This window comes from Streptomyces sp. NPDC050161 (assembly GCF_044460025.1).
Lineage (GTDB): Bacteria > Actinomycetota > Actinomycetes > Streptomycetales > Streptomycetaceae > Streptomyces.
In genome coordinates this window covers 174932-200235 of record NZ_JBITJM010000007.1, presented here as the reverse complement: position 1 = coordinate 200235, position 25304 = coordinate 174932, and the positions used below count along the sequence as shown (strand labels likewise).

Below are 25304 nucleotides of genomic sequence, written 5' to 3'. Positions count from 1 at the left end.
CGAAAGCCCCCACATGCGCCTTCTCGTCACCGGCGGGGCCGGCTTCATCGGCTCCCACTTCGTCCGCACCCTGCTCGGCCCCGCCCGTACCTCCGCGGTCACCGTGCTCGACGCCCTCACCTACGCGGGCAACATCGCCAACCTCGCCCCCGTACTCGGCCACCCCTGCCTCGACTTCGTGCACGGCGACATCAGGGACCGCGCACTGGTCGACGCGCTGCTGCAGCACCACGACGCGGTGGTGCACTTCGCCGCCGAATCCCACGTCGACCGGTCCATCGACTCCGGCACGGAATTCACCTCCACCAACGTCCTGGGCACCCAGACCCTCCTGGAATCCGCCGTCGCCGCCGGCGTCCAGCGCTTCGTGCACGTCTCCACCGACGAGGTCTACGGCTCCGTCGCCCACGGCTCCTGGACGGAGACCGAACCGCCGGCGCCCAACTCGCCCTACGCCGCCTCCAAGGCGGGCTCCGACCTCCTGGCCCTCGCCTACCACCGCACCCACGGCCTGGACGTCCGCGTCACCCGCTGCTCCAACAACTACGGCCCGTTCCAGCACCCGGAAAAGGTCATCCCGCTGTTCACCACCCGGCTCCTGCAAGGCAGGACCGTCCCGCTCTACGGCGACGGCAGCAACATCCGCGACTGGCTGCACGTCGACGACCACTGCCGCGCCCTGCGCCTGGTGCTCGACGGCGGACGGCCGGGCGAGATCTACAACATCGGCGGCGGCACCGAACTGACCAACACCGAACTGACCGGCCGGCTGCTCGACGCCTGCGGCGCTTCCTGGGACCGCGTCGAGCACGTCACCGACCGCAAGGGCCACGACCAGCGGTACTCCGTCGACTGGACCAAGATCCGCACCGAGTTGGGCTACCGGCCGCAGCACACCTTCGACGCGGGCCTCGCCGAAACCGTCGACTGGTACCGCACCCACCAGGACTGGTGGCAGCGGTGACCGGCTGGCTGATCACCGGCGCCGACGGCATGCTCGGCAGGGAAGTCACCGCCCTGCTGCGCCGCACCGGGCAGCCCGTCCTGCCGCTCACCCGCGCCGACCTCGACCTGACCAGCCCCGACGCGGTACGCCGCGCCCTGCGCTGCGCCCGGCCCGCCGTCGTCGTCAACTGCGCCGCCTGGACCGACGTCGACGGCGCCGAGAGCGCCGAAGCCGCCGCGCGGGCCGTCAACGGCGACGCGGTCCGCACCCTCGCCCGCGCCTGCGGCGGCGTCCGCGCCCGCCTGCTGCACCTGTCCACCGACTACGTCTTCGCGGGCGACGCCGACACGCCCTACGCCGAGGACGCGCAGCCCGCACCCCGCACCGCCTACGGCCGCGGCAAACTCGCCGGCGAACAGGCCGTGCGCGCCGAACTCCCGCACCTGGGCACGGTGGTGCGCACCGCCTGGCTCTACGCAGGGCACGGCCGCAACTTCGTGACCACCGCGGCCCGCAAGGCGGCGGCGGGCGAGGGCATGCGGGTCGTCGACGACCAGCACGGACAGCCCACCTGGGCCCGCGACGTCGCCGGCCGGCTGCTCGCCCTGGGCCGCCTGCCGGCCGACCGCGCCGCCGGCGTCTTCCACGCCACGGCCGCGGGCCGCACCACCTGGTTCGGCCTGGCCAGGGAGGTCTTCCGGCTGACCGGAGCCGACGAGGAACTGGTCAGGCCGATGCCCAGCACCGAACTCCAACGTCCCGCACCCCGGCCCGCGTTCAGCGTCCTGGGCCACGCACGCTGGGAGCAGGCCGGACTCACCCCGCCCCGCCCCTGGCGGACCGCACTGGCCGAAGCCCTCGCCGACCCGCCCCCCGCACCTACCCCGTCCGATTCCGCAACCGATTCCGCGGGCGCCCACCGGCCCGCGTCCGAAAGGGGGGCCCGATGCGCCCGTTGAGCATCGAAGGCGCCTGGGTGCGCACACCCGCCGTCCACCACGACGAGCGGGGCAGCTTCCACGAGTGGCTGCGCGCCGACGAGTTCGGCGAGGCCGTCGGCCACCCGCCCAGACCCGCCCAGGCCAACTGCTCCGTCTCCCGCAAGGGCACCGTGCGCGGCATCCACTTCACCGACGTGCCGCCGGGACAGGCCAAATACGTCAGCTGCGTGCGCGGCGCGGTCCTCGACGTCGTCGTCGACCTGCGCCGCGGCTCGCCCACCTACGGCACCTGGGAGGCGGTACGCCTGGACGCCGCCGAAGGCACCGCCCTGTACCTGGCCGAAGGACTCGGCCACGGCTTCTGCGCCCTGACCGACGACGCCACCGTCGTCTACCTGTGCTCCACCGGCTACCAGCCGCTGCGCGAACACGCCGTCGACCCCTTCGACGCGGACCTCGCCATCGACTGGCCGCAGGACACCACACCGCTGCTGTCACCCAAGGACGCCGCCGCACCGTCCCTCCGGGAGGCCGAACAGCAGGGCATTCTGCCGTCGTACGACGACTGCCTGCGCCTGCGCGGCGCCCTGCCCGGGGCGGAACGCACCGCATGACCACGACGACCGACCTGCCCGGCACCACCGACCGGGACGTGAACCCCACCCGCCGGCGCACCTCGCTGCGCGCCGGCGGGCTGCTCGTCGGAGTGCTGCTGCTGATCGCGGTGGCCGCCGCGAGCCTGGCCATCGGCAGCAAGCAGATCCCGCTGCACGACGTCTGGACGGGCCTGTTCGACCCGTCGGGCACCGAGAACGACGCGATCATCCGCAGGCTGCGGCTGCCCCGCACCCTGATCGGCATCGCGGTGGGCGCCGCGCTCGGCGTCGCCGGCGCGGTCATGCAGACGCTGACCCGCAACCCGCTGGCCGACCCCGGGCTGCTGGGCGTGAACGCGGGGGCTTCGGCCGCCGTGGTCACCGCGATCAGCCTGTTCGGGGTGCGGTCCTTCGACATCTACCTGTGGTGCGCGCTGGCCGGCGCGGCGCTCGCCGCCGTCCTGGTCAACATGCTCGGCGGCAGCCGCGCCGCCACCCCGGTCCGGCTCGCGCTGGCGGGTACCGCCGTCAACGCCGCGCTGTTCGGCTACGTCAACGGCCTCCAGATGGTCGACATGAGCGCGCTGGACACCATGCGGCACTGGGCCGTCGGCACCCTCGCGGGACGGGACGCCGGGCTGCTGGTCAAGGCGCTGCCGGTGCTGCTGGCCGGGGCGCTGCTCGCGATGCTCGTCGCCCGGCCGCTCGGCGCGCTGTCACTCGGCGACGACTCCGCCAAGGCGCTGGGCGCCAACGTGGCCCGTACCCGGGTGCTGGCCATCGCCGCCATCACCCTGCTGTGCGGCGCCGCGACCGCCGTGTGCGGGCCGATCGGCTTCATCGGCCTGATGATCCCGCACGCCGTACGGGCCTTCACCGGACCCGACCCCCGCTGGATGTTCCCCGCCTGCGCGGTGTACGCACCGGTCCTGATGCTCGCGTCCGACGTGGTCGGCCGGGTCGTGGTACCGCCTTCGGAGATCGAAGTGGGCATCGTCACCGCCTTCTTCGGCGGACTCCTCTTCATCCACCTGGTCAGGCAGCGGAAGGTGGCCCAGCTGTGACCCTGCTCAAAAACGTCACGGTCGCCCGCGACCACGTGCGCACCGGCTCGGGCCGCTCGCTCCGCTTCGACCGGCGCACCCTGCTGGTCTGCACGATCCTGGCGCTCCTGGCCGCCGTGGTCACCGTCCTGTCCATCGGCACCGGACGCTACGCGCTCGGCCCCTGGGACGTGCTGCGGACCCTGGTCGGCGACGGGCCGCCGGGCGCCCGCTTCATCGTGCTCGACCTGCGGCTGCCGCGGGCGCTCGACGGACTGCTGGTCGGCTTCGCCATGGGGACGGCGGGCGCGGTGTTCCAGTCGCTGTCCCGCAACCCGCTGGGCAGCCCGGACATCATCGGCTTCGGCAACGGCGCGTCGGCCGGCGCGCTGGTCGCCATCATCATCCTGGACGCCGGCGCACCGCAGACCGCGCTGGGAGCGGTCTGCGGCGGCCTCGCGACGGCCGCGGCTGTCTACCTGCTGGCCTGGAAGCGCGGGGTGCACGGCTACCGGCTCGTCCTGGTCGGCATCGGCGCGTCGGCCGTGCTGGGCGCGGCCACCAGTTTCCTCTACGTCCGCGCGGAGATCGGCAAGGCGGCGCAGGCCGCCACCTGGATGATCGGTTCGCTCAACGGCCGCGGCTGGAGCGATGTGTCCGTCGCCGCCCTGGGACTCGTCGCCCTGGTCCCGGTCGTCGTGCTGTACGCGCGGCGCCTGGCCCTGCTGGAGATGGGCGACGACACGGCCGCCGCACTCGGCATCGCGCCGGAACGCAGCCGGCTGGTGCTGCTGGCCGCCGGAACCGGGCTGACCGCGATGGCGGTGGCCGCGGCCGGGCCCGTCCCGTTCATCGCCCTGGCCGCACCGCAGCTGGCCCGGCGCCTGACCCGCTCGGCAGGACCCAACCTGCTGCCCGCGGCCTGGATGGGGGCGGTGCTGATCGCCGGAGCCGACTGGGCCACGCAGCGGATCTCCGGTTCGGCGATCCTGCCGGTGGGTGTGGTGACCGGCGTGGCCGGCGGCGTGTACCTGGCCTGGCTGCTGCTGCGGGAGCGCAGGTCGGGACGGCTGTAGGAGGCGTACGCCGACGGGCTGCGCGGCGGCCCGCCCCCGCCACCTGACGGGCGGGTATCCCGGAACCCTCCCATCCACTCCTGCGTCTCCCTCCGTGTTCCCTCGTCCCCCTCGTCCGGTCAACCGGGCGAGGGGGACGAGGGGTTGACGGACAGCAGCCGGGAGGGACCGGCCGGAACGGGATTCGAGGAGCATCGCATGAAGCGCATCGTCATCGCCCTGGCCGTGGCCGCCGTAGTGGCGGCCGGCGCGGTGAGCGTCTGGTGGAACATGACGGGCGACGGTGCGGTCGCCACCGCGAGCGGAGCCGGGCACGTGGTGCCGCGCGACAAGGTGGAGGAACACGCCGAGGACGACTTCGGCCGCCCCCTCTCCGGGGACGCACCGGACTCGGTGAGCTGCCCGCGCGGCCTGCACGCCGAAATGGGGGACAGCGTGCGGTGCACCGCCGTCTTCGACGGTGTGCGCAAGTCGATGACGGTGGAGGTGTCCGGAGTGGACGGCGACGAGGTGAACCTCGGCTTCGCCGTGCAGAGGAAGAGCGAGTAGCGGGAGCGGAAGACAGGCGGAAAGAAGAGCGCTGCCCGGCCGGCCCCCCGAGACCGGCCGGACAGCGCCCGGTTCCTCAACCGCGGCCGGCCTCCACGAACCGCAGGCACGCGGCGTACGAGGCGGGTCCGTACTCGGCGGCCCAGCCGGCCGGCACCGCGACGGGACACGGCCACAGGGACTGTTCGCCCAGGGCGTTGGCCAGCACCAGATGGGTGGCGGCGTCGGATTCCGTCGGGTCGAAGGGCGAGCTGCGGGTCATCCGTCCAACTCCTCAAGCCTGGCGGCGAGCCGCGCCGCGATCTCATCCAGATGGGGTGCCTGGGTCATCTGCGGATGCAGGCAGTCGATGTCGTGCAGCTGAAGGGCACCGTCGACGTACGGCTGCCAGGCGTCGGGGGTCAGCCAGTCCTCGGCGCGCGGCGCCGCCGCGGTGAAGAACAGCACATCGCCGTCGAAGACGCGGTGGTCGTGCGCCCGCATCAGCCGGGCATTGTTGATCACGATGTCCACGACCGCCGACAGGGTGCGCTCGGAAAGACCCGCCAGGGCACTGCCCTCGCGTTGCAGGGTGGCGAGCACGTTCGCGCGGGTCAGCTCACCGCCCCGCTCGAATCCCGCCATCCGCAGCAGCGCGGTCAGCGCGTCCGTCTCGTCGGGCACGGCCTGATCGCGCCACTGGTCCGAAGGGTAGGCGTCCAGCAGGGCCAGCAACTCGACGCGGGCGCCCGCCTCCTGGAGGAGTACCGCGACGGTGTGCGCGAGCACCCCGCCGACCGACCAGCCGAGCAGCCGGTAGGGGCCATCCGGCTGCACCCGGCGGATCTGCGCGACGTAGTCGGCGGCCATCTCCTCCATCGTCGCGGGCAGTTCCTCGTCACGGGCGAGACCGCGGGCCTGCAGGCCGTGGACCGGCTGGCGCGGCCCGAGCCGGGCGAGCAGGCCGGAGTAGCACCAGCTGATGCCGCCCGCCGGATGCAGTACGAACAGCGGGGTGCGGTCCCCGTGGGCGCGCAGCGGCAGCAGCACCCCCAGGGCGTCGTCCACGCCGCCGTCGCCCGCCCCCAGCGCGGTGGCGAGCGCGGCGGGTGTCGGCGCCCGGAACACGGTGCCGATGGTCAGCTCCGTGCCCAGCGCCGCCCGCACCCGGGTGACCAGCCGCGCCGCGAGCAGCGAGGTGCCGCCCAGGTCGAAGAACGCGTCGTCCACGCCGACCGACGGCAGGCCGAGCACGTCGGCGAACAGCCGCGCCAGGGTCTCTTCCTGATGGCTGCGCGGCGCCCGTCCGCCGCCCGCCGCACTCTCCGGCGCGGGCAGCGCGGCACGGTCCAGCTTGCCGTTCGGGCTGAGCGGGAAACCGTCGACGACCACGAAGGCGCCGGGCACCATGTGGTCGGGCAGCGCGGCGGCCAGCCGTCGGCGCAGCGCGTCGGGGTCGGGGTCCTGGCCGTCCGCCGCGGTCACGTAGCCGACCAGCCGCTGATCGCCTGGCCGGTCCTCGCGGACCAGCGCGCAGGCGGCGGACACCGCGGGGTCGGCGCTCAACGCGGCCTCGATCTCGCCCAGTTCGATGCGCAGCCCCCGCAGCTTGACCTGGTGGTCGGTGCGCCCCAGGTACGCGACCTCGCCGTCCGCCGTCCACCGGGCCAGGTCGCCGGTGCGGTACATCCGGGTGCCGGGCGGGCCGTACGGGTCGGCCACGAAGCGGGTCGCGGTGAGCGCGGGGCGGCCGAGGTAGCCGGTGGCGAGCTGGTCGCCCGCGAGGTACAGCTCACCGGCGATGCCGGGCGGGCACGGCGCGAGTGCCGCGTCCAGGACGTACAGCCGGGTGTTCCACACCGGCCGCCCGATCGGCACCGGCCCCTGGTCGTCCGGCCGGCAGGCGTGGTACGTCACGTCGACGGCCGCCTCGGTCGGCCCGTAGAGGTTGTGCAGCGGCACACCGGGCAGTACCCGGGCGAACTCCTGCGCCGTCTCGCGGGCCAGCGCCTCGCCGCTGCAGAAGACCCGCCGCAGCCCGGTGCACCCGGCGGCGTCCGGCTCGGCGAGGAACACCTGGAGCATCGACGGCACGAAGTGGCAGGTGGTGACGGCCTGTTCGCGGATGAGGCGGGCCAGGTACGCCGGGTCCTTGTGGCCGCCGGGCGCGGCGAGCACCAGGGTGGCGCCCTCCCGCAGCGGCCAGAAGAACTCCCAGACGGACACGTCGAACCCGGAGGGCGTCTTCTGGAGCACCCGGTCACCGGCGCCCAGCCGGTAGGTGTCCTGCATCCAGCGCAGCCGGTTGTCGATCGCGGAGTGCGGGACCACGACACCCTTGGGCTTACCGGTCGACCCCGAGGTGTAGATGACGTACGCCGGGTGCTGCGGCGTCAGCGCGCGCGGCGGGGTGAGGTCCGGGTGGCCCGACAGGTCGAGCCCTTCGATGACGACCTGCGGCAGGCCGGTGTCCGGCAGCCGTCCGGGCACGTCGGTCACCGCGCAGACTGGCGCGGCGTCCTCGGTCATGTACCGCAGCCGCTGTGCCGGGTAGTCCGGGTCGAGCGGCAGATAGGCACCGCCCGCCTTGAGGACGGCCAGCAGCGCCACGACCAGATCGGCCGAACGGGGCAGGGCGAGCGCGACGACCGTTCCGGGGCCGACACCCTGGCCGACCAGATGCCGGGCGAGCCGGTTGGCGCGCCCGTCGAGCTGCCGGTAGCTGAGGGTCAGGTCGCCGTCCACCAGCGCGGGCGCGTCCGGGGTGCGGGCGGTCTGCGCCTCGATGGGCCCGATGAGCGTGGTCGGCGGCAGCGGGCGTGCGGTGCGGTTGAACTCCTCGATGACCGTGGTGTGTTCGGCCGCGGTCGGCAGCGCGTGGGCCGCGAGGGGGCGGTGCGGGTCGCCGTCCGCGACCCGGCCCAGCAGTTCCAGGAACCGCTCCTGGTGGGCGGCGAGTTCCGCCTGCCCGTACAGCGCCGGGTTGCCGTCGTGGTCGATGCGGAGACCGGCGCCGTCGCCCCGGTCGTAGACGTTGACGGTCAGGTCTTCGACCGGTCCGGCGGAGAGGTTGTGCGCCTCGGACGGCGCGCCGGCGAAGTCGGGCCCGTAGTCGAAGGGCATGACGTTGACCAGCGGGCCGACCAGCGCCCTGCCCTCGCCGAGCAGGCCCAGGTCGCGGCGGATGTCCTCGTAGCGGTAGCGCTGGTGACGGCGGGCGGCGCGGACGCCGAGGACGACCTGCCGGGTCAGTTCGGCGAAGGTCGTCGCGGGGGTGACGTGCAGCCGCAGCGGCACGACGTTCATGACCATGCCGGGGATGCGCAGTGCCGCGGAGCCCATCCGGCCCATCATCGGCACGCCGAGCACGACGCCGGCGCTGCCGGTCGCGCGCGAGACGTACAACGCCTGGGCGGCCATGAGGACTTCGGGCCAGGTGGCGCGGATCTCGTCGGCCAGCTTCTCGATCCTGCCGGTGAGTCCGGTGTCGATCCTGGCGGTCTGCCGCAGGAAGGTCCGCTGCGGCAGCGCGGTGCGCCCGGCGAGGCCCGGCACGTCGGGGCGGTCGGCGAAGGTGTCACGCCAGTGGGCGCGGTCGGCCTCGCGCGCGTCGGACGCGCGGTAGGCGGCGTCATCGGCGACGAGGTCACCGAGCCTGCCGAACGGGCTGGGCCCCGGCGTGTCACCGGCGGCGAGCGCGCGGTAGACCTCGGCGGCGCGCCGGGCCACCAGGGCGTAGCCGAAGCCGTCGAGCACGATGTGGTGGACGCGTTGGTACCAGAGCCAGTGGTCGTCGCCGACCTGGAAGAGCGCGTGCCGGAACAGCGGCCCGGCGGCGAGGTCGAAGGGGCGCGCGAGATCGTCCCGCATCCAGGACCCGGCGACTGCCGACGGGTCACCCTGGTCGCGCAGATCGGCCGCGTACAGCGGGAAGCCGTGCCCCGGCGGCTCGATGTCGATGGCGAACTGCCGCGGCCCGTCCGGGGTTTCCTCGATGCGCACGCGCAGCGCGTCCGTCTCGCCGACGGTGCGGTGCAGCGCCTCGGCGAAGAGCACCGGGTCGAGCGGCCCGCGGATCTCCAGACACTCCGCGGTGTTCTGCGCGGGACTGCCGGGGTCGAGGTGCTGCGCGTACCACATACCGGCCTGCGCGGCGGTCAGCGGCAGGCTCCGCACCTCGGGTGGGGCGGCCGGGGCCCAGGTCACGAGGTGACCCCCAGGACGGCCGCCCAGGTCTCGATCGACGGGTGTTCGGCGAGGTCGACGAAGGCCGTCTCGACGCCGTGTTCGCGGCGCCAGCGGCCGATGAGGGTCATGATGCGGATCGAATCGAGGCCCAGGTCCACGAGGTTCTCGTCGTCGGGGACGTCGGCCGGGTCCTCGCCGAGCGTGTCGGCGACGTCCTCGCGTATCTGCTGGAGTGTCAGCGCCATGGCGGTCAGACCCCCTCGGTGTGCCGGATGAGCGTGTCGGTGGTGGTGACGACGGCGCAGGTGCCGGCCGCCCGGCGCAGCGCCTCGTGGTGGTCGGCCGCGGAGAAGTCGGCGACCGCGTCGGCGGCGACGAACGCCTGGATGTCCCGCATCCACGCGTCGCAGGCGGTCATCAGCACGCCGATGTGGGCGTAGACGCCGACCACGACGAGCTGGTCGCGGCCCTGGGCCTGCATCCGCTCGGCGAGGTCGCTGCGGACGAACGCGCTGTACTTCCACTTGGTGAGGACCGTGTCGCCGTCCTGCGGGGCGACCGGCGCGGCGATGGCCGCGGCGTCCGGGTCGTCCGGCAGGCCGGGGCCCCAGAAGTCCTGCTGGAGCCCGCGCTCGGCGGGTGTCTGGCCGCCCGGCTGTGCGGAGTAGACGACGGGGATCCCGGCGGCCCGGCAGCTCGCCGCCAGCCGGCCGACGTTGTCGAGGAGTTCGGTGACCGGCGCGGCCCCTTCGGTGAAGGCGCGCAGGAAGTAGTTCTGGAGGTCGTGGACCAGCAGGACGGCTCTGCGGGGGTCCACGGTCCAGTCGACCCGGTTCGCGGGCAGGTCGTCGGGCGTGGGCATGGGGTAAGGAGCGATGGCGGGGAGCGCCATGACGGGCGGCCTTTCGGTGAAGCGGCAGGGGAGGGGCGGGGCGGACGGTCAGGCGCGCAGCGTCGCGCCGCCGTCGACGTACAGGTCGTGCATGGTGATGTGGCGGGCCCGGTCGGAGACGAGGAAGCCGACGGCCTCGGCGATGTCGGTGGGCTCGGCGATCCGGCCGAGAGGTATGCCGACGCGGTAGGCGTCGAGGTCGCCTTCGATGACGCGGTCGCGGGCGTCGGGCCCGTTCCACAGCTGCCGCTGCATGGGGGTGTCGGTGGAGCCGGGGGAGACGACGTTGCAACGCACGTTGCTGCGGGCGAGTTCGAGGCCGAGGCACTTGGTGAAGAGCGTGGCGGCGGCCTTGGAGGCGGCGTACGCGGCCATCCCGGCGCGCGGTACGCCCGCCGCGTTGGAGCCCACGGTGATGATGCAGCCGGAGCGGCGCTCGGCCATCTTCCTGGCCGCGGCGCGGGCGAGTACGAAGACGCCGGTGGTGTTGACCGCGAACGTGTCGTCCCAGTCCTGGTCGTCGAGGTCGACGACGGCTCCGGGGCGCAGCACGCCGGCCACGTTGACCAGGATGTCGAGTGCGCCGACGGTCTGTTCGGCCTCGTCCACCAGGGCGTTCACGGCGGTGCGGTCGGTGATGTCGACGGCGCGGGCGGTGATCCGCTCGGGCCCGTAGGCGGTTTCCAGGGCGGCGATGCCGGCCAGGTCCCGGTCCACGGCGACCACGCGCGCCCCTTGATCGGCCAGCAGTCGCGCCACGGCCTGCCCGATGCCCCGGCTCGCGCCGGTGACCAGTGCCGTCCGCCCGGAGAGTTCGGTTTCCCGCACGCCGGATCCCCTCAGTGAGTGAGTGTCAATTAGGTAAGGCTAACCTAACACGTGCTGGTGGGGGAGGTGCCGGGCCACCGGACGGCCGGGGCCGGGCACGGCTCGGTGCCCCCGACTTCCGTACGGGGGCACCGAGTTGCGCGACGGCCGGCGCTCAGGCGGGCTCGGCCTCGATGAGGGAGAACCGGCTGGGCGCGGGCAGCGGAGTCACGCTCCGGACGGCGAAGCCCGCGCCGCGGCACAGCTGCGTGAACTCGTCGCGGGTGCGCTCCCGGCCCCCGACGTTGACCAGCATGTTGAGGTCGCTGAGATAGATGCCGGCGACCGCCGGATCCACCGCGTCCGGCAGCACGGGCTCGATGATGAGCAGCCGCCCGTCGTCCGGGATGACGCGCCGGCAGTGGCGGAGGATGTCCGTGCACCGCTCGTCGTTCCAGTCGTGGATCACGCTCTTGAGCATGTAGAGGTCCGCGCCCTCCGGGGCGCCGGTGAAGAAGTCCCCTGCCACCAGCGAACACCGCCCCTCAAGACCGGCCCGCTCCAGTGTCGCCCCGGCCTGTGCCAGCCCCTCCGCGCGGTCGAAGATGATGCCGTGCAGCGCCGGATGTGCCCGCAGCACCGGCGCCAGCAGGGTGCCGTCGCCGCCCCCGATGTCGGCCACGGTGCGGAACCGCCCGAAGTCGTAGGCCGAGGGGAGGGCCTCCGCCGTGCCGCGGGTGACCTGGCTCATGGCGGAGTTGAACTGCTCGGACAGCTCCGGCCGTTCGGCGAGATGCGCGAAGAAGTCGGCGCCGAAGATCCCGTCGAACGACGTCTCGCCGGTCCGTACGCTCTCGTCCAGCAGCTCCCAGGCGCGCAGCACGACCGGGTCGGTGAACAGCCGGACGAAGGCGTGCAGCGAATCGGGGTGGCGGCTGTCCAGCGCCTCCCCGGCCGGTGTGACGGCGTACCTCCCGGGCGTCCGTTCGGCGAGCACGCCCAGCGCGGCCAGTGCGCGCAACAGCCGTCCCATGGCCTGCGGTTGCGCCGCACAGGCGGCCGACAGCTCGTCGGCGGTGCGCTCCGCGTCGCCGATCTTCTCGACGATCTCCAGCCTGGTGGCGGCGCCGAGCACCTGAGCGGCCATCGCCCCGACGGCGAGCTGTGCCACCGTCCTTGGCGTCCCGGCCTCCGCGGAGACCTCGTACGACGTCGACCCGTCCGATGCCATGGGGGCACCCTTCTGCTCGGCAGTGTCGCGGGCAGAGCCCGGCGGAGGCACGGCGACTCCCTGCGGCGCCCGTCCCACCTGCTCCCGCGCTGGTTAGGGTAGCCTAAGTTACGGTCAACTCGTCTGCAACGACCGGCTGTTCGCCGCATTCCGGAGTCCCGGGTGAGACGGGTCGCGCCGCCGGATTCCACCCCTACGCGTCGCCGTCCGGTTCCTGCTTCCCGCCGTTCGTCGCGGCCCGTGCGAGGGCGCGGCTGGCGCGCCGGGCTGCCGCGATGACGTCGTCGGGCCCCGCGTCCGTGCCCTTCGCGGCGAGGAGTGCGGCGGCGGTGGTGTCGAAGGTCATGCGGATGAGGAGGCGGTCCACTGTGCTCGCGTCCTCGCCGGCGAGGAGGTCGACGACGGTGTCGAAGGCCGAGCGGACGTCCTTGCCCTCGCCCGCGAGCCGCCGCATGAGGGGCTGGTTGGCCTGCGCGAGGCGCATGGCCTGGAGGTGCTCGGTGGTGGTGTCCGTCATCCACCGCAGGGCCGCGCGCTGCGGCAGATCCGGGGTCCTGGGCTGCGCGGTGATCCATGCGACGAGCGCGTCGAGGTCGGCGCGGCGCCCGGCCATCAGGCTCACCACGATCTCCTCCTTGTTCCGGAAGTGGTAGTAGAGCGCCGACTTGGTGAGCCCCAGGGCTTCCGAGATGTCCCGGATCGAGGTGGCCTCGAAGCCCTTCTCGGTGAACAGTTTCAGGGCGACGCGAAGGATGTCCTCGCGGGTGCGGGCGCCGGAGCGCCGGTCCTTTCCGGCGGGGGTCGTCATCGTTGCTGGTCCTCTCGTGGCCGCCTTTTCCGCGCCCATCCTACTTGCTTACCGACCGACCGTTCAGCTAACTTCAACTTACCGACCGCCCGTTCAGTAAGCGCGGCTCTCCGGCATGCACCGCTCCCGCCGAACCCTCAGGAACGGGCCGATCGCGACGCCCTCCCACGGACCACACCGATCCGGGCCCGTGCCACCACGCCACGACCACCACCCAGCGCAAGGGAACCCACCGTGAAGACCACACCCACCCCCCGCACAGCCATCGTCGGCGCGGGCCCCGCGGGCCTGCTCTGCGCCCGCGTCCTGCAACGGCACGGCATCGACGTCACGGTCTACGACGCCGACGCCTCCCTCGACGCCCGAGACCCCGGCGGCACCCTCGATCTGCACGCCGACTCCGGGCAGATCGCCCTGGAGGACGCCGGGCTGCTCGACGCGTTCACCGCGCTGGCACGGCCCGAAGGCCAGGTCAAGACCAGGCTCGACCACCACGGCACCGTGCTCGGCTCCTTCGCCCCCGACGACGGCGACGAAGCCGCCCCCGAGATCGACCGCGGACAGCTCCGCGCCCTGCTCGCCGCGCACGTCGCACCCGGCACCGTGCGCTGGGGACACAAGCTGCTCCGCGCCGTCCCGCTCGGCGGCGGCGCGCACCGCCTGGAGTTCGCGGGCGGCGCCACCGCCGAAGCGGACCTGGTGATCGGCGCGGACGGCGCCTGGTCACGGGTCCGCCCACTCGTGAGCGCCGCGGTGCCCCGCTACAGCGGCGTCTCGTTCCTCGACGTCCGCTTCGACGACGCCGAGCGCCGCCACCCCCGCATCGCCGAACTCGTCGGTGACGGCCACCTGTTCGCCAACGACGGCGACGGCAGGGCCGTCATCGCCCAGCGCAACAGCAACGGCCACATCCGCGGCTTCGTCGCCCTGCGCACCGGCCTCGATTGGCACACCAGGGCCGGCCTCGACCTCGGCGATGCGGTCGCCGTCCGGGAATTCCTGCTGCGGGAGTTCGACGGCTGGGCCCCGCAGCTGCTGCCCTTCCTCACCGACAGCGACGGCGGATACCTGAACCGCCCGATCCACACCCTGCCGGCCCCGCTCACCTGGCCGCACACCCCCGGCGTCACCCTGCTCGGCGACGCGGCCCACCTGATGTCCCCGTTCGGCGGCTTCGGCGCCAACCTCGCCATGCTCGACGGCGCCGAACTGGCCGGTGCGCTCGCCGCGGAGGCCACTGTCGACGACGCCGTCACCCGCTACGAGGCGGCCATGCTGCCCCGCTCCGGCTCCCACGCCACCGCCGCCAACGACGCCATCGACCGGTTCTTCGCCATCGGCGGCGCGCACCCCGGCGACCTGCCCGACCACGCGGCCGAGCACCGCCGCTACCGGGAGGCCGCCGCCGCGTACCGCCGCGGGGAGCCCCTCCGCGCCCCCGAGCAGGCGGCACCGGCCGGGGGGCCGGACGGCGGGGGAACGGTCGCGTCCGCACGGCAGAGGGGAGCATCATCGAACCCGTGACTGTCCCGCGTCCGATCCTCTTCCTCGACGTCGACGGCCCGCTCAATCCGTGGCGGGCGGATCAGGAACGGATCGAGCGGGCCGGCTACCGCACCCTGGCCATGCGCCCCACGGGCTGGGAGCCACCGGCCCCGGCGCTGCTGGTCCGGCTCGACCCGCGGCACGGCCCGCTGCTGCTCGGCCTCGGGTTCCGCCTGGTGTGGGCCACGACCTGGAAGGCCGACGCCAACACCTGGATCGCCCCGGTGCTGGGACTGCCTGACCTCCCGTACGTGGAGTGGCCGCCGCTGGGCCGCGACGACGGGGAGGAGGTGCACTGGAAGACCCGCCGCCTCGTGGAGGTCGCGGCGGGCCGCCCGTTCGCCTGGGTGGACGACGAGATCAGCGCGCACGACCGCGACTGGGTCGCCCTGCACCACGCGGGCCGCGCCCTGCTGCACCGCGTCGACCCGGCCGTCGGCCTGCGCCCCGGCGACTTCGGCGCGCTGCGGCAGTGGGCGGCGGGCCCGGCAGCGGACGGCGGGCGGCGGGGCGGCTGACCCGGCGGCTCACCCCACCAGGTCCAGAGCCGGGCGCAGGCCGTCCGGACGCCGCTCGACGGGCAGCGGATCGACCGGCAGATAGCCGCAGCCCAGTGCCGTCGCACCGCCGTCGGCCCGCCGGTCGTCGCCGACCATCAGGGTGTCGGCGGGCGCGACCCCCAGCTCCCGGCAGGCGACGCCGAAGAGACGCGGGTCCGGCTTCTGGACGCCGTGCTCGAACGAGAGCACGCACGACCCCAGGAAGCGGTCCAGGCCGTGGGCGCGCAGCACCGGCCGCAGGTCCCAGCCGATGTTGCTGACCACGCCGATGCGGATGCCGCGCCGGTGCAGCTCCGCCAGGACACCGACGGCATCCGGATAGGGAAGCCAGGCGTCCGGCGTCCTGTGACGCTCGTAGAGCGCCGGGTACAACTCGGGGGCGGGCAGCGGGACGCGGCGTGCCAGTGCGGTGTACAGCGCACGGTGCCGGGCGGCGTCACTGTCGCGGGTCGCCCACAGCTCCGCCAGCTCGTCCGGGACCTCGACGGGAGGGACATGACCCGGCAGGGCACCCGCCCGCTCCAGTTCCGCGGTGGCACGGCGGATGTCCGCTTCCGCCATGGCGGTGCCGGTGGCGCGCAGGGCCGCGCGCAGCCAGGAGTCCACGGACTCGATGTGCAGCAGCGTTCCGGAAAAGTCGAAGAGCACGGCCTCGATCGTCATGCCCGCCATCCTGCCCGCCCCGCCGAGCCCGCCGGTCAGGTTCCGGCCGCTTCCCCGCGGCCCGCCGCGCCCCGTCGGCGCTCGTACGCGGCGTGGGCCGCCACCGAACCCGCGGCCACCGCCCCGCCCAGCAGCCACCCACCGACCACGTCGGACGCCCAGTGCACCCCCAGGTGGACGCGGGTGAACCCGACGCCGAGCATCGACACCCCCACCGCCACCGCTGCCGCTGCCCGGTACACCCGGGCGGCGCCGTGCCGGTGCAGCAGCCACAGGGCCAGGCCGCCCGCGACCGTCAGCGACAGGGCGTGCCCGGAGGGGAAGGCCGCGTAGTGCGCCGACGCCACCGGGTCGGGCCAGACGGGGCGGGCCCGGTCCACCACCGCCTTCAGGCCCTGCTGAACTGCCGTGCCCACCAGCGAGGTTGCGGCCACCCAGACGCCGAGCAGCCACTCGCCGCGGCGCACCAGCCACCCGACCACCACCGCGAGACCGGCCCGCACGGTCCAGGGATCCCACAGCCAGTCGGTGAGCAGCCGGCTGGCCCGCGTCCAGCCGGGCGCGTCGACGGCCGCGCGGTGCAGCCCGTTCGCGAGGGCCGTGTCGCAGGCGAGCAGCGGCTGCCAGCGGACCACGACGAGCAGCAGGACGAGGGCGGCGGACGCGGCGCATGCCACGGCGACCGCAGTCACGGGTCGGATCACGGCGGCGGGGTGCGGCGTCGATACCATGCGCCGATCCTCGCCGACAGCGGTCACCGTCCGCCACGGCGCGGGCGTGCCGAACGCTTCTCCGGGAGCCGTTTCCAGGGCGTGCCCGCGAACGTCCCTGGTCAGTGGGTCAGCGCGCTGAGCCCCGGCACGAACGTGATCAGCAGCGGCACGGCGGGCACCAGGGCCGCACAGGCCGTCATCCGGATGCGGCGGCCGGGGGTGAAGCGGGCCGCCGGGGCCAGCAGCCGGTCCACCCGCTGCGGCACCTGCGCGTGTTGGGTCGGGCAGGGCCCGAACACGCCGCGGTCCTCGTTGAGTTCGACCAGCGCCAGGGCGATGGTCAGCCGGCCGAAGCGGCGCGACGCCACATCGTCGGCGGCGAGTTCGACCAGCCGGTGGACCTGGTCGCGGAACGCGGCGAAGACCGGGATCTGCGGGAAGCCGACGGCCAGCGCCGACGCCGAGTGCAGCAGCAGATCGTGCCGGGCGCGGGCGTGCCCCTGCTCGTGGGCGATCAGCGCATCGAGCTGACGCCCCTTCAGGCGCCGCAACGCGGAGGTGGTGATGACCAGTTGGGGCGAGGAGTGCGGCAGCCACCAGGCTTCCGGGCGGTCGCCCTCCAGGACGATCAGACGGTCGCCGGACCGCTCCTCGCCCGGCAGCAGCGGGGAGCGCCGCAGCAGATCGGCCCTGCGCTGCCTGCGGCGGGCCCGCACCGCGCGTACCTCGCGGGTCAGCACCAGGCCCGTCCACGCCGCGCCGCCCGCCAGCAGCAGCGCCAGCGATCCGGCCCACGGTCCGTACGCGTTGAGCGCGTACGCCTCCACGACCACACGCGGCGCGAAGCCGAACACCGGGCCGCGCACGGCCTCCCACGCGGCGGCTGCGCTCAGCGACATCGCGAGCGCGCAGCACAGCAGGACACCGGCGACCACGCACTGCCACACCCACAGGGCGAGTACCGGTTCGCGGTCGGGCCAGTCGGAACGGGCCATCAGCCGCGGCGCCATCGACGCGGCCAGCACGCCGAGGATCATCAGCGCGAGGGGGACCATCATGCGGCCAGCCTATGAGCGCCCGGCTACCGGGTGGTACGGCCGTGCACCGGAAGTGACGTACGCCACCCTCGTGGTGCGTGTGGCCTGCCCGCCGGTGAGGCACGGGCGCCGACGGGGCAGGACCGGGCGGTCGCAGCGGGCGGGCGGCGGCCGTCAGAGCGTCATCAGCATCGCGAACATGCCGATTCCCATGGCGATCCCGCACGCGCCGACCACGTCGGACCGCCCCGCCGACCCCACGGAAACCGGCGGCGATCCGGCCGCCACCGCCCCCGCCGCCACGGGCCCCGCGCCCGCCACCAAGGAGTCCGCCGGTATCAGCCGCAGTCCGGCGACGATCACGAACACCGCGTAGTAGCCGAGCAGCAGGCCGGTCAGCAGCGGCAGGCCGCCCGCCGCCGCATGCCCGGCGTGCGCCGCGCCACGGGCCGGCATCCCCGCCATCGGCACCGTCGACGCCATCGACAGCGCCATGTAGACCATCGCGGCGGAACCGATCGCATGGTGCGGATGCCGGTGCCACAGCTCCCACAGCGCCGCGGCGCCGAAGACCACGGTGTACCCCCACGGCAGCCAGGCAGGCTGCGCCACCACCGAAGCGGGCAGCGCCATCACCGCCATGCCGAGCCCCATCAGCGCCCCGCCACGCGCCTGGGTCCGCTGCGCGGCGGTGCCCGTACGCACCCGCGCCAGGCAGTACCCGCCCGTGGCGGCGCACAGCGCCACCAGCAGCCAGCCGGTCACCGACGATCCGTGCACGGTGCCCCCTTCGCGCCCGCCGCCCGGACCGGCGCGGCCACGGACGCAGCGGGCATCGATCCCGTACGTACGCCCGCAGGATGCCCGGACCCGGCCCGGCACACGGGAGCGCACGGGGGTAGCGGGGGAGCGCATGACGGGCCGCCCCAAGGGGAGCGCGGTGACCCCGGTGGTCCGGGGCGGGGGCCGGGGCCGTCAGGGGCGGTAGCGCAGCGGATGGCCGGCGGGGACCTCGGTGACCGCGATCCGGTGGCCGTCGGGGTCGGCGATCCACATCTCGATCAGCCCCCACGGTTCCTTCACCGGGGGCCGCAGGATCTCCACGCCGCGTCCCGCCAGTTCCTTGTGCACGGCCGCCGCGTCCGCCACCTGGATCCACAGCTGGAGGGTGCCGCTCGCGGGCTCCGCGGAGCGCCCGGAGACCTCCAGGAAGCCGCCGCCCAGGAAGTAGACGGTGCCGCGCTCCGGCCCCGTGCCGAACTCCCGGTAGACCTCCAGGCCCAGCGCTTCCCCGTAGAAGGCCCGCGACCGCTCGGGATCGGACGGCCTCACCAGCACCCTGCTGCTCAGTACGTGCACCATGCGGCGGACCCTACGCCCCGCGCCCCGCAGGCCGGTACGGGCGGGCCGGGCGGACAGTGGACGAAAGGCCCTGACGGCGGGGCCGCGCCTCTTGTTAGCCTCCCTTCCAACCGGCCCTTCGGACGCTTCGCGCCCCCGATCCGCGCCGTCCGCACGCCCCGAGAGGACCCCGCACACCATGCCCGTCAGCCCGCTCGCCTTCCGTTCCGCCACCGACGCCGACATCCCCGGGCTCGTCGAGCTGATCGAGTCGGCATACCGGGGCGACGCGAGCCGGGCCGGCTGGACCACCGAGGCGGACCTGCTGGAGGGGCAGCGCACCGACCCCGACGGCGTGGCCCGCGTGGTCGGGCAGGAAGGCAGCCGACTGCTGATCGCCGAGCGCGAAGGGGCCCTGATCGCCTGCTGCCAGCTCGAACACCGCGATGACCACGCCTACTTCGGGATGTTCGCGGTACGCCCCTCACTCCAGGGCAGCGGCCTGGGCAAGGTGATCATCGCCGAGGCGGAGCGCACCGCGCAGGCCGACTGGGGCGTGCGCGAGATGCGGATGACCGTCATCCGGCAGCGCGAGGAGCTGATCGCCTGGTACGAGCGCCGCGGCTACCGGCGCACCGGCGAGCTGAGCCCGTTCCCGTACGGCGACGAGCGGTTCGGCATCCCGCTCCGCGCTGACCTGGCGTTCGAGCTGCTGGTCAAGCCGCTCGACTGACGCCGCGGGCCGGGGCGCGTCCGGCGCCAGGTGCCACCGCCCCGGCGCCCGCTACAGCCGCCCCGCCTGGATGATCCGTTGCAGGAACTGCTGGGTGCGTTCCTCGCGCGGTGCGCCGAAGAGCTGTTCCGGAGCGCCGCGTTCCAGGATCACCCCGCCGTCCAGGAAGCAGACCTGATCGGCGACCTCGCGGGCGAACCCCATCTCGTGGGTCGCCAGCACCATCGTCATGCCCTGGTCCTTGAGGTCACGGACGACGGCCAGGACCTCGCCGACGAGTTCCGGGTCGAGCGCCGCGGTGATCTCGTCGAGCAGCAGCAGGCGGGGGCGGCAGGCCAGCGCCCTGACGATGGCGACCCGCTGCTGCTGGCCGCCGCTGAGCCGGTCCGGATAGGCACCGGCCCGCCCGCCGAGCCCCAGCCGTTCGAGCAGCTCGTGCGCCCGCGCCTCGGCCTCGGCACGCGGGATCCGGTGCACCCGGCGCGGCGCCAGCGTGATGTTGTCCAGCACCGTCATGTGCGGGAAGAGGTTGTACGCCTGGAAGACCACGCCGATCCTGCGGCGCACGGCGTCCACGTCCGCCCGGGGGTCGGTGATCTCCGCACCGTCCAGGAAGATCGCGCCGTCGTCGATCTCCTCCAGCAGATTCGCGCAGCGCAGCAGCGTCGACTTGCCGGACCCGGAGGCCCCGATCAGCGCGGTGACGGTGTGCGGTGCGACCTCCAGGTCCACGTCCCGCAGCACCACCGCATCCCGCCCGTACGTCTTGCGGACCGCATCGAGCCGCAGCACCGGAGCCGTCCCCGCCGCCCCGTCCTCCGCAGTGGCCCCGGCCGTCTCCACGGTCCCGCTCATGTGACCCCTCCCTGGGCGCGGCGCCGGTCCATCCGGGCCGTCACCCAGTCCGTCAGCCGCGTCATCGGGATCGTCAGGGCGACGAAGACCAGCCCGGCGACCACGTACGGCGTGTAGTTGAAGTCCTTGCCCGCGATGATCTGCGCCGCGTACACGGCGTCCACCGCGCCCGCGATCGACACCAGACCGGTGTCCTTCTGCAGCGACACCAGGTCGTTCAGCAGCGGCGGCACGACCCGCCGCACCGCCTGCGGCAGCACGACGAAACGCAGCGCCTGGCCGCTGGAGAGCCCCAGGGAACGCGCCGCTGCCCGCTGCGACGGATGGACCGACTCGATGCCGGCCCGGAACACCTCGGCCACGTACGCCGAGTAGGTCAGCACCAGCGCCGAGCCGCCGAGCACCACCGGGTCGGTGGTGACCCCCTGGAGCCGCAGCGCCGGGACGCCGAACACCACCATCAACAGGCAGATGATCAGCGGCAGTCCGCGGAAGAAGTCGGTGTACGCGGTCGCCAGCGCGCGCAGCGGGAAGAACACGGGGCCACGCAGGGTGCGCGCCACCGCCAGCAACAGCCCGATCACCAGCACCGCGGCCCCGCACACCACCAGCAGCCGCAGGTTCAGCAGCAGCCCCTCCAGCACCTTGGGCAGCGCCTGGCGCGCGTAGTCGGCGCTGAAGAACGTCTCGCGGGTGCGCGGCCAGCCGGGGGAGCGGGTGATGACGAGGAAGAGGACGACCGCCGTGACGAGGGTGCTGAGCGTGGCGACGGTGGCGGCGCGGCGGGCACGGACCCGCCGGAAACGCTCGCGGTCGAGACGCCGCTGCGAGGGCACGTACCCGTCGTCGGCGCCACCGGCGGCGGCCGGCCGCTCCCCCTTCAACACCCCCTTGCCGGACGTCACTTGAGCACCGGGGCGTGGGCGGCGTCGGCCAGCCACTTCTTCTCCAGGGCGGCGAGGGTGCCGTCCTTGCGCAGCGCGTCCACCGCGGCCGTGACGCAGCCGGTGAGGCGGCTCTCCTTGTCGAGGACGAGCCCGAACTCCTCCTCGTCCCCGCCGGTGGCCGGGAACTGTCCGACGACCTCGGCGTCCTTCACCTCGGCCGAGGTGATGTAGAAGGCCGTCGGCAGGTCGATCACGATCGCGTCGACCTGCCCGTTCTTCAGGGCGGACTTGGCGAAGTCGTTCTTCTGGTAGACGGCGGGCCGCCGGCTGGGCTTGATGGTGTCGTTGATGACGTCGAGGCTGGTGGTGCCGACCTGCGCGCCGAGCCGCGCCCCCTTGAGATCGGCGACGCTCTTGGCGCCCGCGGCCTTGGAGCCCTTGCGCGCGACGATCGCCTGCCGTACGTGGTAGTAGCCGGAGGAGAAGGCGACGGCCTGCTTGCGCGCGGCGCTTATCGAGATCTGGTTGATGTCGAAGTCGAACTTCTTCTCACCGGGCGCGAAGGCGTTGTTGAACGGCACGGTCTGCCAGGCCACCGCGTCCTTGGCGTAGCCGAGTTTCCCGGCGACCGCGTACGCCACCGCCGACTCGAAGCCCTTGCCGCTGCCGGGCTCGTCACCGACGAACCACGGGGCGTACGCGGGCTTGTCGGTGCCGACGGTGAGCTTGCCCGACGTGACGGTGGCGAGCTTGCCGCGCGCGCAGCTCTGCTTGCCCGGCCCGGCGGCGCTCGGACCGCCGGGCGCCGCGTCCTGCGGGGCGCAGCCGGCGGTGGCCAGCAGCACGGCGACGGCACAAGAGGCGAAAGATACGGGACGGTTGGCGAGGCGCATGGCGGGAGAGTGGCAGTGCGCGGGGCCATCTGTCGAGATCACCGGGGCGAACGTCCGTATGCTGGAAGGTCGTTGCACGCCTGTGAACTGCGGGTTTCGCCACCGCCCCGGCAAGTGCCCGACACCCGCCTCACGCCGTGAACCGCACCGCCCGCCGGATCTCGGGACGGTCGGTCACCACGCCGTCGAGGCCGAGCCCGCGCGCGATGCGCAGCTGATCGTGGGTGTTGACGGTCCACGCCAGGACCTTGAGCTGTGCGGCACGGGCGCGTTCGACCAGCTCGATGGTGAGGTGGCGGATGTTCAGCGAGAGCATCGTGGCACCCACGGCCCGCGCGCGGTCCACCACGTCGTTGCCGTACCGGTCGGCGACCAGCGCGGTCCGCACCCCGGGAAGGAGCGTGCGGATCGCCGCCAGCGCCTCGTCGTGGAAGGAGATCACCTCGACCCGGCCGGTCAGATCGCGGTCCCGCAGGACCTCGGCGAGCGCCTGCGCCGCCGCCACGTCCTTGATCTCCGCCTGGAGCGGCGCCCCGACCGCCTCCACGACCTCGTCGAAGACCGGGATCCGCTCGCCCCGCCCGGCATCCAGCTCACGCAGCTCGGCCAGCGTCCGCTCGCGGATCGGCCCGGTGCCGTCGGTCGTCCGGCTCACGTCCGCGTCGTGCATCACCACGAGCGCGCCGTCCTTGCTCAGGTGCAGGTCCAGTTCGATGACGTCGAGGCCCTCGCGCTCGGCGCGCACGAACGAACGCAGGGTGTTCTCCGGCTCCACGCCCATCATTCCGCGGTGCCCGATGGTGAGAAAGGACAAGGCTGCCTCGCTTCTGTCGGCTCGGTACTGCTGTGACTGGGTGGTGCTGCGGGTACTGCGCTGCGCCTGCGGCAGCCGCCGTCGCGGCGCAGGACGGACGCCGCGGCCGTCGGCACAAAGCCGTACGAAATGGCGCACAGCCTAACGGGCCACGCCCCCGGCCGACCGCCCGCAGGGGGCACGCGTGGTACGTCCGGTACGCGTACCCGCCGCGTCCCGGATCAGGCCCCGGAGGGCGGAGCGGACAGGGGCGGCACGGGTGTTCACGGGGGCTCCTTCCCCGGCGGAGGCGGCGCGTGGGGGCGCGCACGCTGGTACCTGTCCGCCCGGAAGGCCCGCGAACCGGCTCACCCGTGCGTGGGCGAGTCCCCGGCGGGCTGACGGGCCCGCCCCGGCGCGCGAAGCCGGATCCGGCCATGAACACCCGCGTGTACGCCGGCCCCGCGCCCGGCCACCGGCCGTGGGGCGGGAACCACGGCCCCGGCAGGTCACCGGGGCCGGATCGCGCCACGTCCCCGGGCGCCGGTGCCGACGGCACATTTTCCCGGCATGCTCCACGGCCTGCCCATCCCGCCCGAAGTGCCGGAGAAAGCGCGTGCGAATCGACCCGGACTGTCAGAACGTATCGTCGAAACCCATACCGGCAGGAAAAATGTTCGTGAGCAGGGGGCGTCGACAGAATAATTTTCAGATCACCCTCTTGAGCGAAAGAACATGGCTGGTTACGGTGGGTCCACCACACGATCTACCGCCGGAGGGCAGTCATGACGGAAATCCTTTCGCCTGTGGGTGCTCAGGGGAGTGCCGGGAGCACGAGCACGGAACGGGTGGTCGACCACCCGGCGTGGCCGATGCTCAAGGACGCGGTCGAGACGCTCCGCCCCTGGCAGGCCAAGGACGGCTCCATCGACCTGGCCGCCGAGGGCGCGCCGTCCGCCGCCGCGGTCCGCCAGGAGGTCGACCACGCGATCGCGGCCATCGGTGAACTGGCCCCGCTGCTGCCGCACAACGCCGCCTACCACGAGGCACTCGTCTCCGACCTGTTCCGCTGGGCCGACAACGGCTACGGCGTCCCGGACTTCCTCGACTCGCTGCTCGCCTTCCAGCCCGCCCGGCAGCGCGCCGACGGCCTCCAGCACCTCGTGCTCTTCCCCATGTACACGCAGAACGGCAACCCGGACCGCAACTTCGAAGCGGTCGTGCTGCGCATGGTCTGGCCGGACTGGCTCGCCGAACTGGAGCGCACCCGCTACGACAACCCCCTGTTCTGCGGCATCACCTTCGAGGACTTCACCGCGGGCTACGACACCAACTCCGCGGTCCTCTTCCCGGAGACCATCGCCGTGCGCGAGGCCCCCGAGCGGTTCACCTGGGGCGGCATCTTCTGCGACCGTGAGGCCGCCCGCTTCCGCCGGGTCGCCGGGGCCGCGATCGAGACGCTCGGCATCGAGATCCCGCAGGAATTCCGCGACATGCTCGGCGACCAGGAACGCTGCCAGCAGGCGTTCGTGCTCTGGGACATGGTCCACGACCGCACCCACAGCCACGGCGACCTGCCGTTCGACCCGTTCATGATCAAGCAGCGGCAGCCGTTCTGGATGTACGGCCTGGAGGAGCTGCGCTGCGACCTCACCGCCTTCCGCGAGGCCGTGAAACTGGAGACCGAGGGCTACCGCCAGGCACGCGACGTCCAGTACGCGGTGCTCTTCGACCGGATGTTCCGCTTCCCCGTCACCGGCGAGCGGGCCCGCAATTATGACGGCCTCGGCGGCCAGCTGCTCTTCGCGTACCTCCACAAGCATGAGGTCGTACGCTGGACGGACAACACGCTCCACATCGACTGGGAGCGGGCGCCCAAGGTCACCAACGAGCTGTGCGGCGAGATCGAGAAGCTCTACCGCGACGGCATCGACCGGCCCAAGCTGGTCCACTGGCTCGCCGCGTACGACCTCGTCTCGACCTACCTGGCGCCGCACCCGGGTTCGGTCTGGGCGAAGGGCCCCGACGCCCTGGACCTGGACAAGCCGCCGCGCAAGCTCGTGGACGACGTACTTCCCGACGAGTTCCCGCTCAGCATGTTCTACGAGGCACTTGCCAAGAAGCTCCGCACAGTGATCGCCTCCACCAAGGGCATCACGGCCGCGCGTGAAGCGCCGGTGGCGGCGTGAGGGCCGGCCGGGACAGCGGACGGAAGGCCGTCCAGGAGA

General features: G+C 73.4%; 26 protein-coding genes. 10 read left to right on the top strand and 16 right to left on the bottom strand.

Going from position 1 to position 25304, the window contains the following annotated elements; translation table 11 throughout:
* Positions 1-13 precede the first annotated feature (13 nt).
* From rfbB to ACIBK8_RS15205, 6 genes are all read left to right on the top strand, one after another.
* A complete protein-coding gene (gene rfbB, locus ACIBK8_RS15230; protein ID WP_399042255.1) occupies positions 14-964 on the top strand; it encodes a dTDP-glucose 4,6-dehydratase in 951 nt (316 codons plus the stop codon).
* Positions 961-1905: a dTDP-4-dehydrorhamnose reductase gene (gene rfbD / locus ACIBK8_RS15225; protein ID WP_399042386.1), complete on the top strand. Its 945-nt coding sequence runs from the start codon at positions 961-963 to the stop codon at positions 1903-1905. The genes rfbB and rfbD overlap by 4 nt, the downstream gene beginning before the upstream one ends.
* Positions 1893-2501: a dTDP-4-dehydrorhamnose 3,5-epimerase gene (gene rfbC / locus ACIBK8_RS15220; RefSeq protein ID WP_399042254.1), complete on the top strand. Its 609-nt coding sequence runs from the start codon at positions 1893-1895 to the stop codon at positions 2499-2501. Before rfbD ends, rfbC begins: the two co-directional genes overlap by 13 nt.
* Positions 2498-3547 (top strand): FecCD family ABC transporter permease, encoded by a 1050-nt coding sequence (locus tag ACIBK8_RS15215; RefSeq protein WP_399042253.1) that lies wholly within the window; start codon positions 2498-2500, stop codon positions 3545-3547. The genes rfbC and ACIBK8_RS15215 overlap by 4 nt, the downstream gene beginning before the upstream one ends.
* Positions 3544-4602, top strand: a complete 1059-nt coding sequence (locus tag ACIBK8_RS15210) for a FecCD family ABC transporter permease (protein ID WP_399042252.1) — start codon at positions 3544-3546, stop codon at positions 4600-4602. Before ACIBK8_RS15215 ends, ACIBK8_RS15210 begins: the two co-directional genes overlap by 4 nt.
* A gap of 198 nt (positions 4603-4800) precedes the next feature.
* Positions 4801-5151 carry a DUF4333 domain-containing protein gene (locus ACIBK8_RS15205; RefSeq protein ID WP_399042251.1) on the top strand — a complete coding sequence of 117 codons (351 nt, stop codon included), beginning with the start codon at positions 4801-4803 and terminating at the stop codon, positions 5149-5151.
* A 76-nt stretch (positions 5152-5227) separates the two neighbouring features.
* Here the strand turns inward: ACIBK8_RS15205 and ACIBK8_RS15200 are convergent, their stop codons facing one another.
* From ACIBK8_RS15200 to ACIBK8_RS15170, 7 genes are all read right to left on the bottom strand, one after another.
* Positions 5228-5413, bottom strand: a complete 186-nt coding sequence (locus ACIBK8_RS15200; protein ID WP_399042249.1) for an MbtH family NRPS accessory protein — start codon at positions 5411-5413, stop codon at positions 5228-5230.
* Positions 5410-9336: an amino acid adenylation domain-containing protein gene (locus ACIBK8_RS15195; RefSeq protein ID WP_399042248.1), complete on the bottom strand. Its 3927-nt coding sequence runs from the start codon at positions 9334-9336 to the stop codon at positions 5410-5412. Before ACIBK8_RS15195 ends, ACIBK8_RS15200 begins: the two co-directional genes overlap by 4 nt.
* Positions 9333-9563, bottom strand: coding sequence for a phosphopantetheine-binding protein (locus ACIBK8_RS15190; protein WP_393687932.1), 231 nt, complete (start codon positions 9561-9563; stop codon positions 9333-9335). Before ACIBK8_RS15190 ends, ACIBK8_RS15195 begins: the two co-directional genes overlap by 4 nt.
* Positions 9564-9568: 5 nt before the next feature.
* Positions 9569-10210, bottom strand: a complete 642-nt coding sequence (locus tag ACIBK8_RS15185) for an isochorismatase family protein (protein WP_399042247.1) — start codon at positions 10208-10210, stop codon at positions 9569-9571.
* A gap of 48 nt (positions 10211-10258) precedes the next feature.
* The gene (locus tag ACIBK8_RS15180; protein WP_399042246.1) at positions 10259-11038 is read right to left on the bottom strand and encodes a 2,3-dihydro-2,3-dihydroxybenzoate dehydrogenase; all 780 of its coding nucleotides are present in this window, start codon (positions 11036-11038) and stop codon (positions 10259-10261) included.
* A gap of 154 nt (positions 11039-11192) precedes the next feature.
* On the bottom strand, positions 11193-12248 hold the full coding sequence (locus ACIBK8_RS15175; RefSeq protein ID WP_399042245.1) for an ArsR family transcriptional regulator: 1056 nt from the start codon (positions 12246-12248) through the stop codon (positions 11193-11195).
* Between the two features lie 193 nt (positions 12249-12441).
* Positions 12442-13056 (bottom strand): TetR/AcrR family transcriptional regulator, encoded by a 615-nt coding sequence (locus tag ACIBK8_RS15170; RefSeq protein ID WP_399042243.1) that lies wholly within the window; start codon positions 13054-13056, stop codon positions 12442-12444.
* 234 nt (positions 13057-13290) lie between these two features.
* Between ACIBK8_RS15170 and ACIBK8_RS15165 the strand changes: the two genes are divergently transcribed.
* Both ACIBK8_RS15165 and ACIBK8_RS15160 read left to right on the top strand, forming a co-directional pair.
* The gene (locus ACIBK8_RS15165) at positions 13291-14580 is read left to right on the top strand and encodes an FAD-dependent oxidoreductase (RefSeq protein ID WP_399042242.1); all 1290 of its coding nucleotides are present in this window, start codon (positions 13291-13293) and stop codon (positions 14578-14580) included.
* On the top strand, positions 14577-15119 hold the full coding sequence (locus ACIBK8_RS15160) for an HAD domain-containing protein (protein WP_399042241.1): 543 nt from the start codon (positions 14577-14579) through the stop codon (positions 15117-15119). Before ACIBK8_RS15165 ends, ACIBK8_RS15160 begins: the two co-directional genes overlap by 4 nt.
* A gap of 9 nt (positions 15120-15128) precedes the next feature.
* On the opposite strand, the gene ACIBK8_RS15155 is transcribed toward ACIBK8_RS15160, so the two are convergent.
* The 5 genes from ACIBK8_RS15155 to ACIBK8_RS15135 all read right to left on the bottom strand — a co-directional run bounded on the left by ACIBK8_RS15155 (position 15129) and on the right by ACIBK8_RS15135 (position 18936).
* Positions 15129-15824, bottom strand: coding sequence for an HAD family hydrolase (locus tag ACIBK8_RS15155; protein WP_399042240.1), 696 nt, complete (start codon positions 15822-15824; stop codon positions 15129-15131).
* Positions 15825-15859: 35 nt separating this feature from the next.
* Positions 15860-16516 (bottom strand): phosphatase PAP2 family protein, encoded by a 657-nt coding sequence (locus ACIBK8_RS15150; RefSeq protein WP_399042239.1) that lies wholly within the window; start codon positions 16514-16516, stop codon positions 15860-15862.
* A 140-nt stretch (positions 16517-16656) separates the two neighbouring features.
* Positions 16657-17595, bottom strand: a complete 939-nt coding sequence (locus ACIBK8_RS15145; RefSeq protein ID WP_393687949.1) for a M56 family metallopeptidase — start codon at positions 17593-17595, stop codon at positions 16657-16659.
* A gap of 153 nt (positions 17596-17748) precedes the next feature.
* The gene (locus tag ACIBK8_RS15140) at positions 17749-18354 is read right to left on the bottom strand and encodes a DUF5134 domain-containing protein (RefSeq protein ID WP_399042237.1); all 606 of its coding nucleotides are present in this window, start codon (positions 18352-18354) and stop codon (positions 17749-17751) included.
* A 195-nt stretch (positions 18355-18549) separates the two neighbouring features.
* Complete coding sequence (locus ACIBK8_RS15135) at positions 18550-18936, bottom strand: VOC family protein (RefSeq protein WP_399042236.1); 387 nt, start codon at positions 18934-18936, stop codon at positions 18550-18552.
* Positions 18937-19114: 178 nt separating this feature from the next.
* Between ACIBK8_RS15135 and ACIBK8_RS15130 the strand changes: the two genes are divergently transcribed.
* On the top strand, positions 19115-19648 hold the full coding sequence (locus ACIBK8_RS15130) for a GNAT family N-acetyltransferase (RefSeq protein ID WP_399042235.1): 534 nt from the start codon (positions 19115-19117) through the stop codon (positions 19646-19648).
* Positions 19649-19699: 51 nt separating this feature from the next.
* Here the strand turns inward: ACIBK8_RS15130 and ACIBK8_RS15125 are convergent, their stop codons facing one another.
* The 4 genes from ACIBK8_RS15125 to ACIBK8_RS15110 form a co-directional block, all read right to left on the bottom strand.
* Positions 19700-20503 carry an amino acid ABC transporter ATP-binding protein gene (locus ACIBK8_RS15125; RefSeq protein WP_399042234.1) on the bottom strand — a complete coding sequence of 268 codons (804 nt, stop codon included), beginning with the start codon at positions 20501-20503 and terminating at the stop codon, positions 19700-19702.
* Positions 20500-21408: an amino acid ABC transporter permease gene (locus ACIBK8_RS15120; protein ID WP_399042233.1), complete on the bottom strand. Its 909-nt coding sequence runs from the start codon at positions 21406-21408 to the stop codon at positions 20500-20502. The genes ACIBK8_RS15125 and ACIBK8_RS15120 overlap by 4 nt, the downstream gene beginning before the upstream one ends.
* A complete protein-coding gene (locus ACIBK8_RS15115; protein ID WP_399042232.1) occupies positions 21405-22283 on the bottom strand; it encodes an ABC transporter substrate-binding protein in 879 nt (292 codons plus the stop codon). The genes ACIBK8_RS15120 and ACIBK8_RS15115 overlap by 4 nt, the downstream gene beginning before the upstream one ends.
* A 130-nt stretch (positions 22284-22413) precedes the next feature.
* On the bottom strand, positions 22414-23097 hold the full coding sequence (locus ACIBK8_RS15110; RefSeq protein ID WP_399042231.1) for a glycerophosphodiester phosphodiesterase: 684 nt from the start codon (positions 23095-23097) through the stop codon (positions 22414-22416).
* A 764-nt stretch (positions 23098-23861) separates the two neighbouring features.
* On the opposite strand from ACIBK8_RS15110, the gene ACIBK8_RS15105 reads away from it, so the two are divergent.
* Positions 23862-25265: a DUF6421 family protein gene (locus ACIBK8_RS15105; protein WP_399042230.1), complete on the top strand. Its 1404-nt coding sequence runs from the start codon at positions 23862-23864 to the stop codon at positions 25263-25265.
* Positions 25266-25304: the final 39 nt, after the last annotated feature.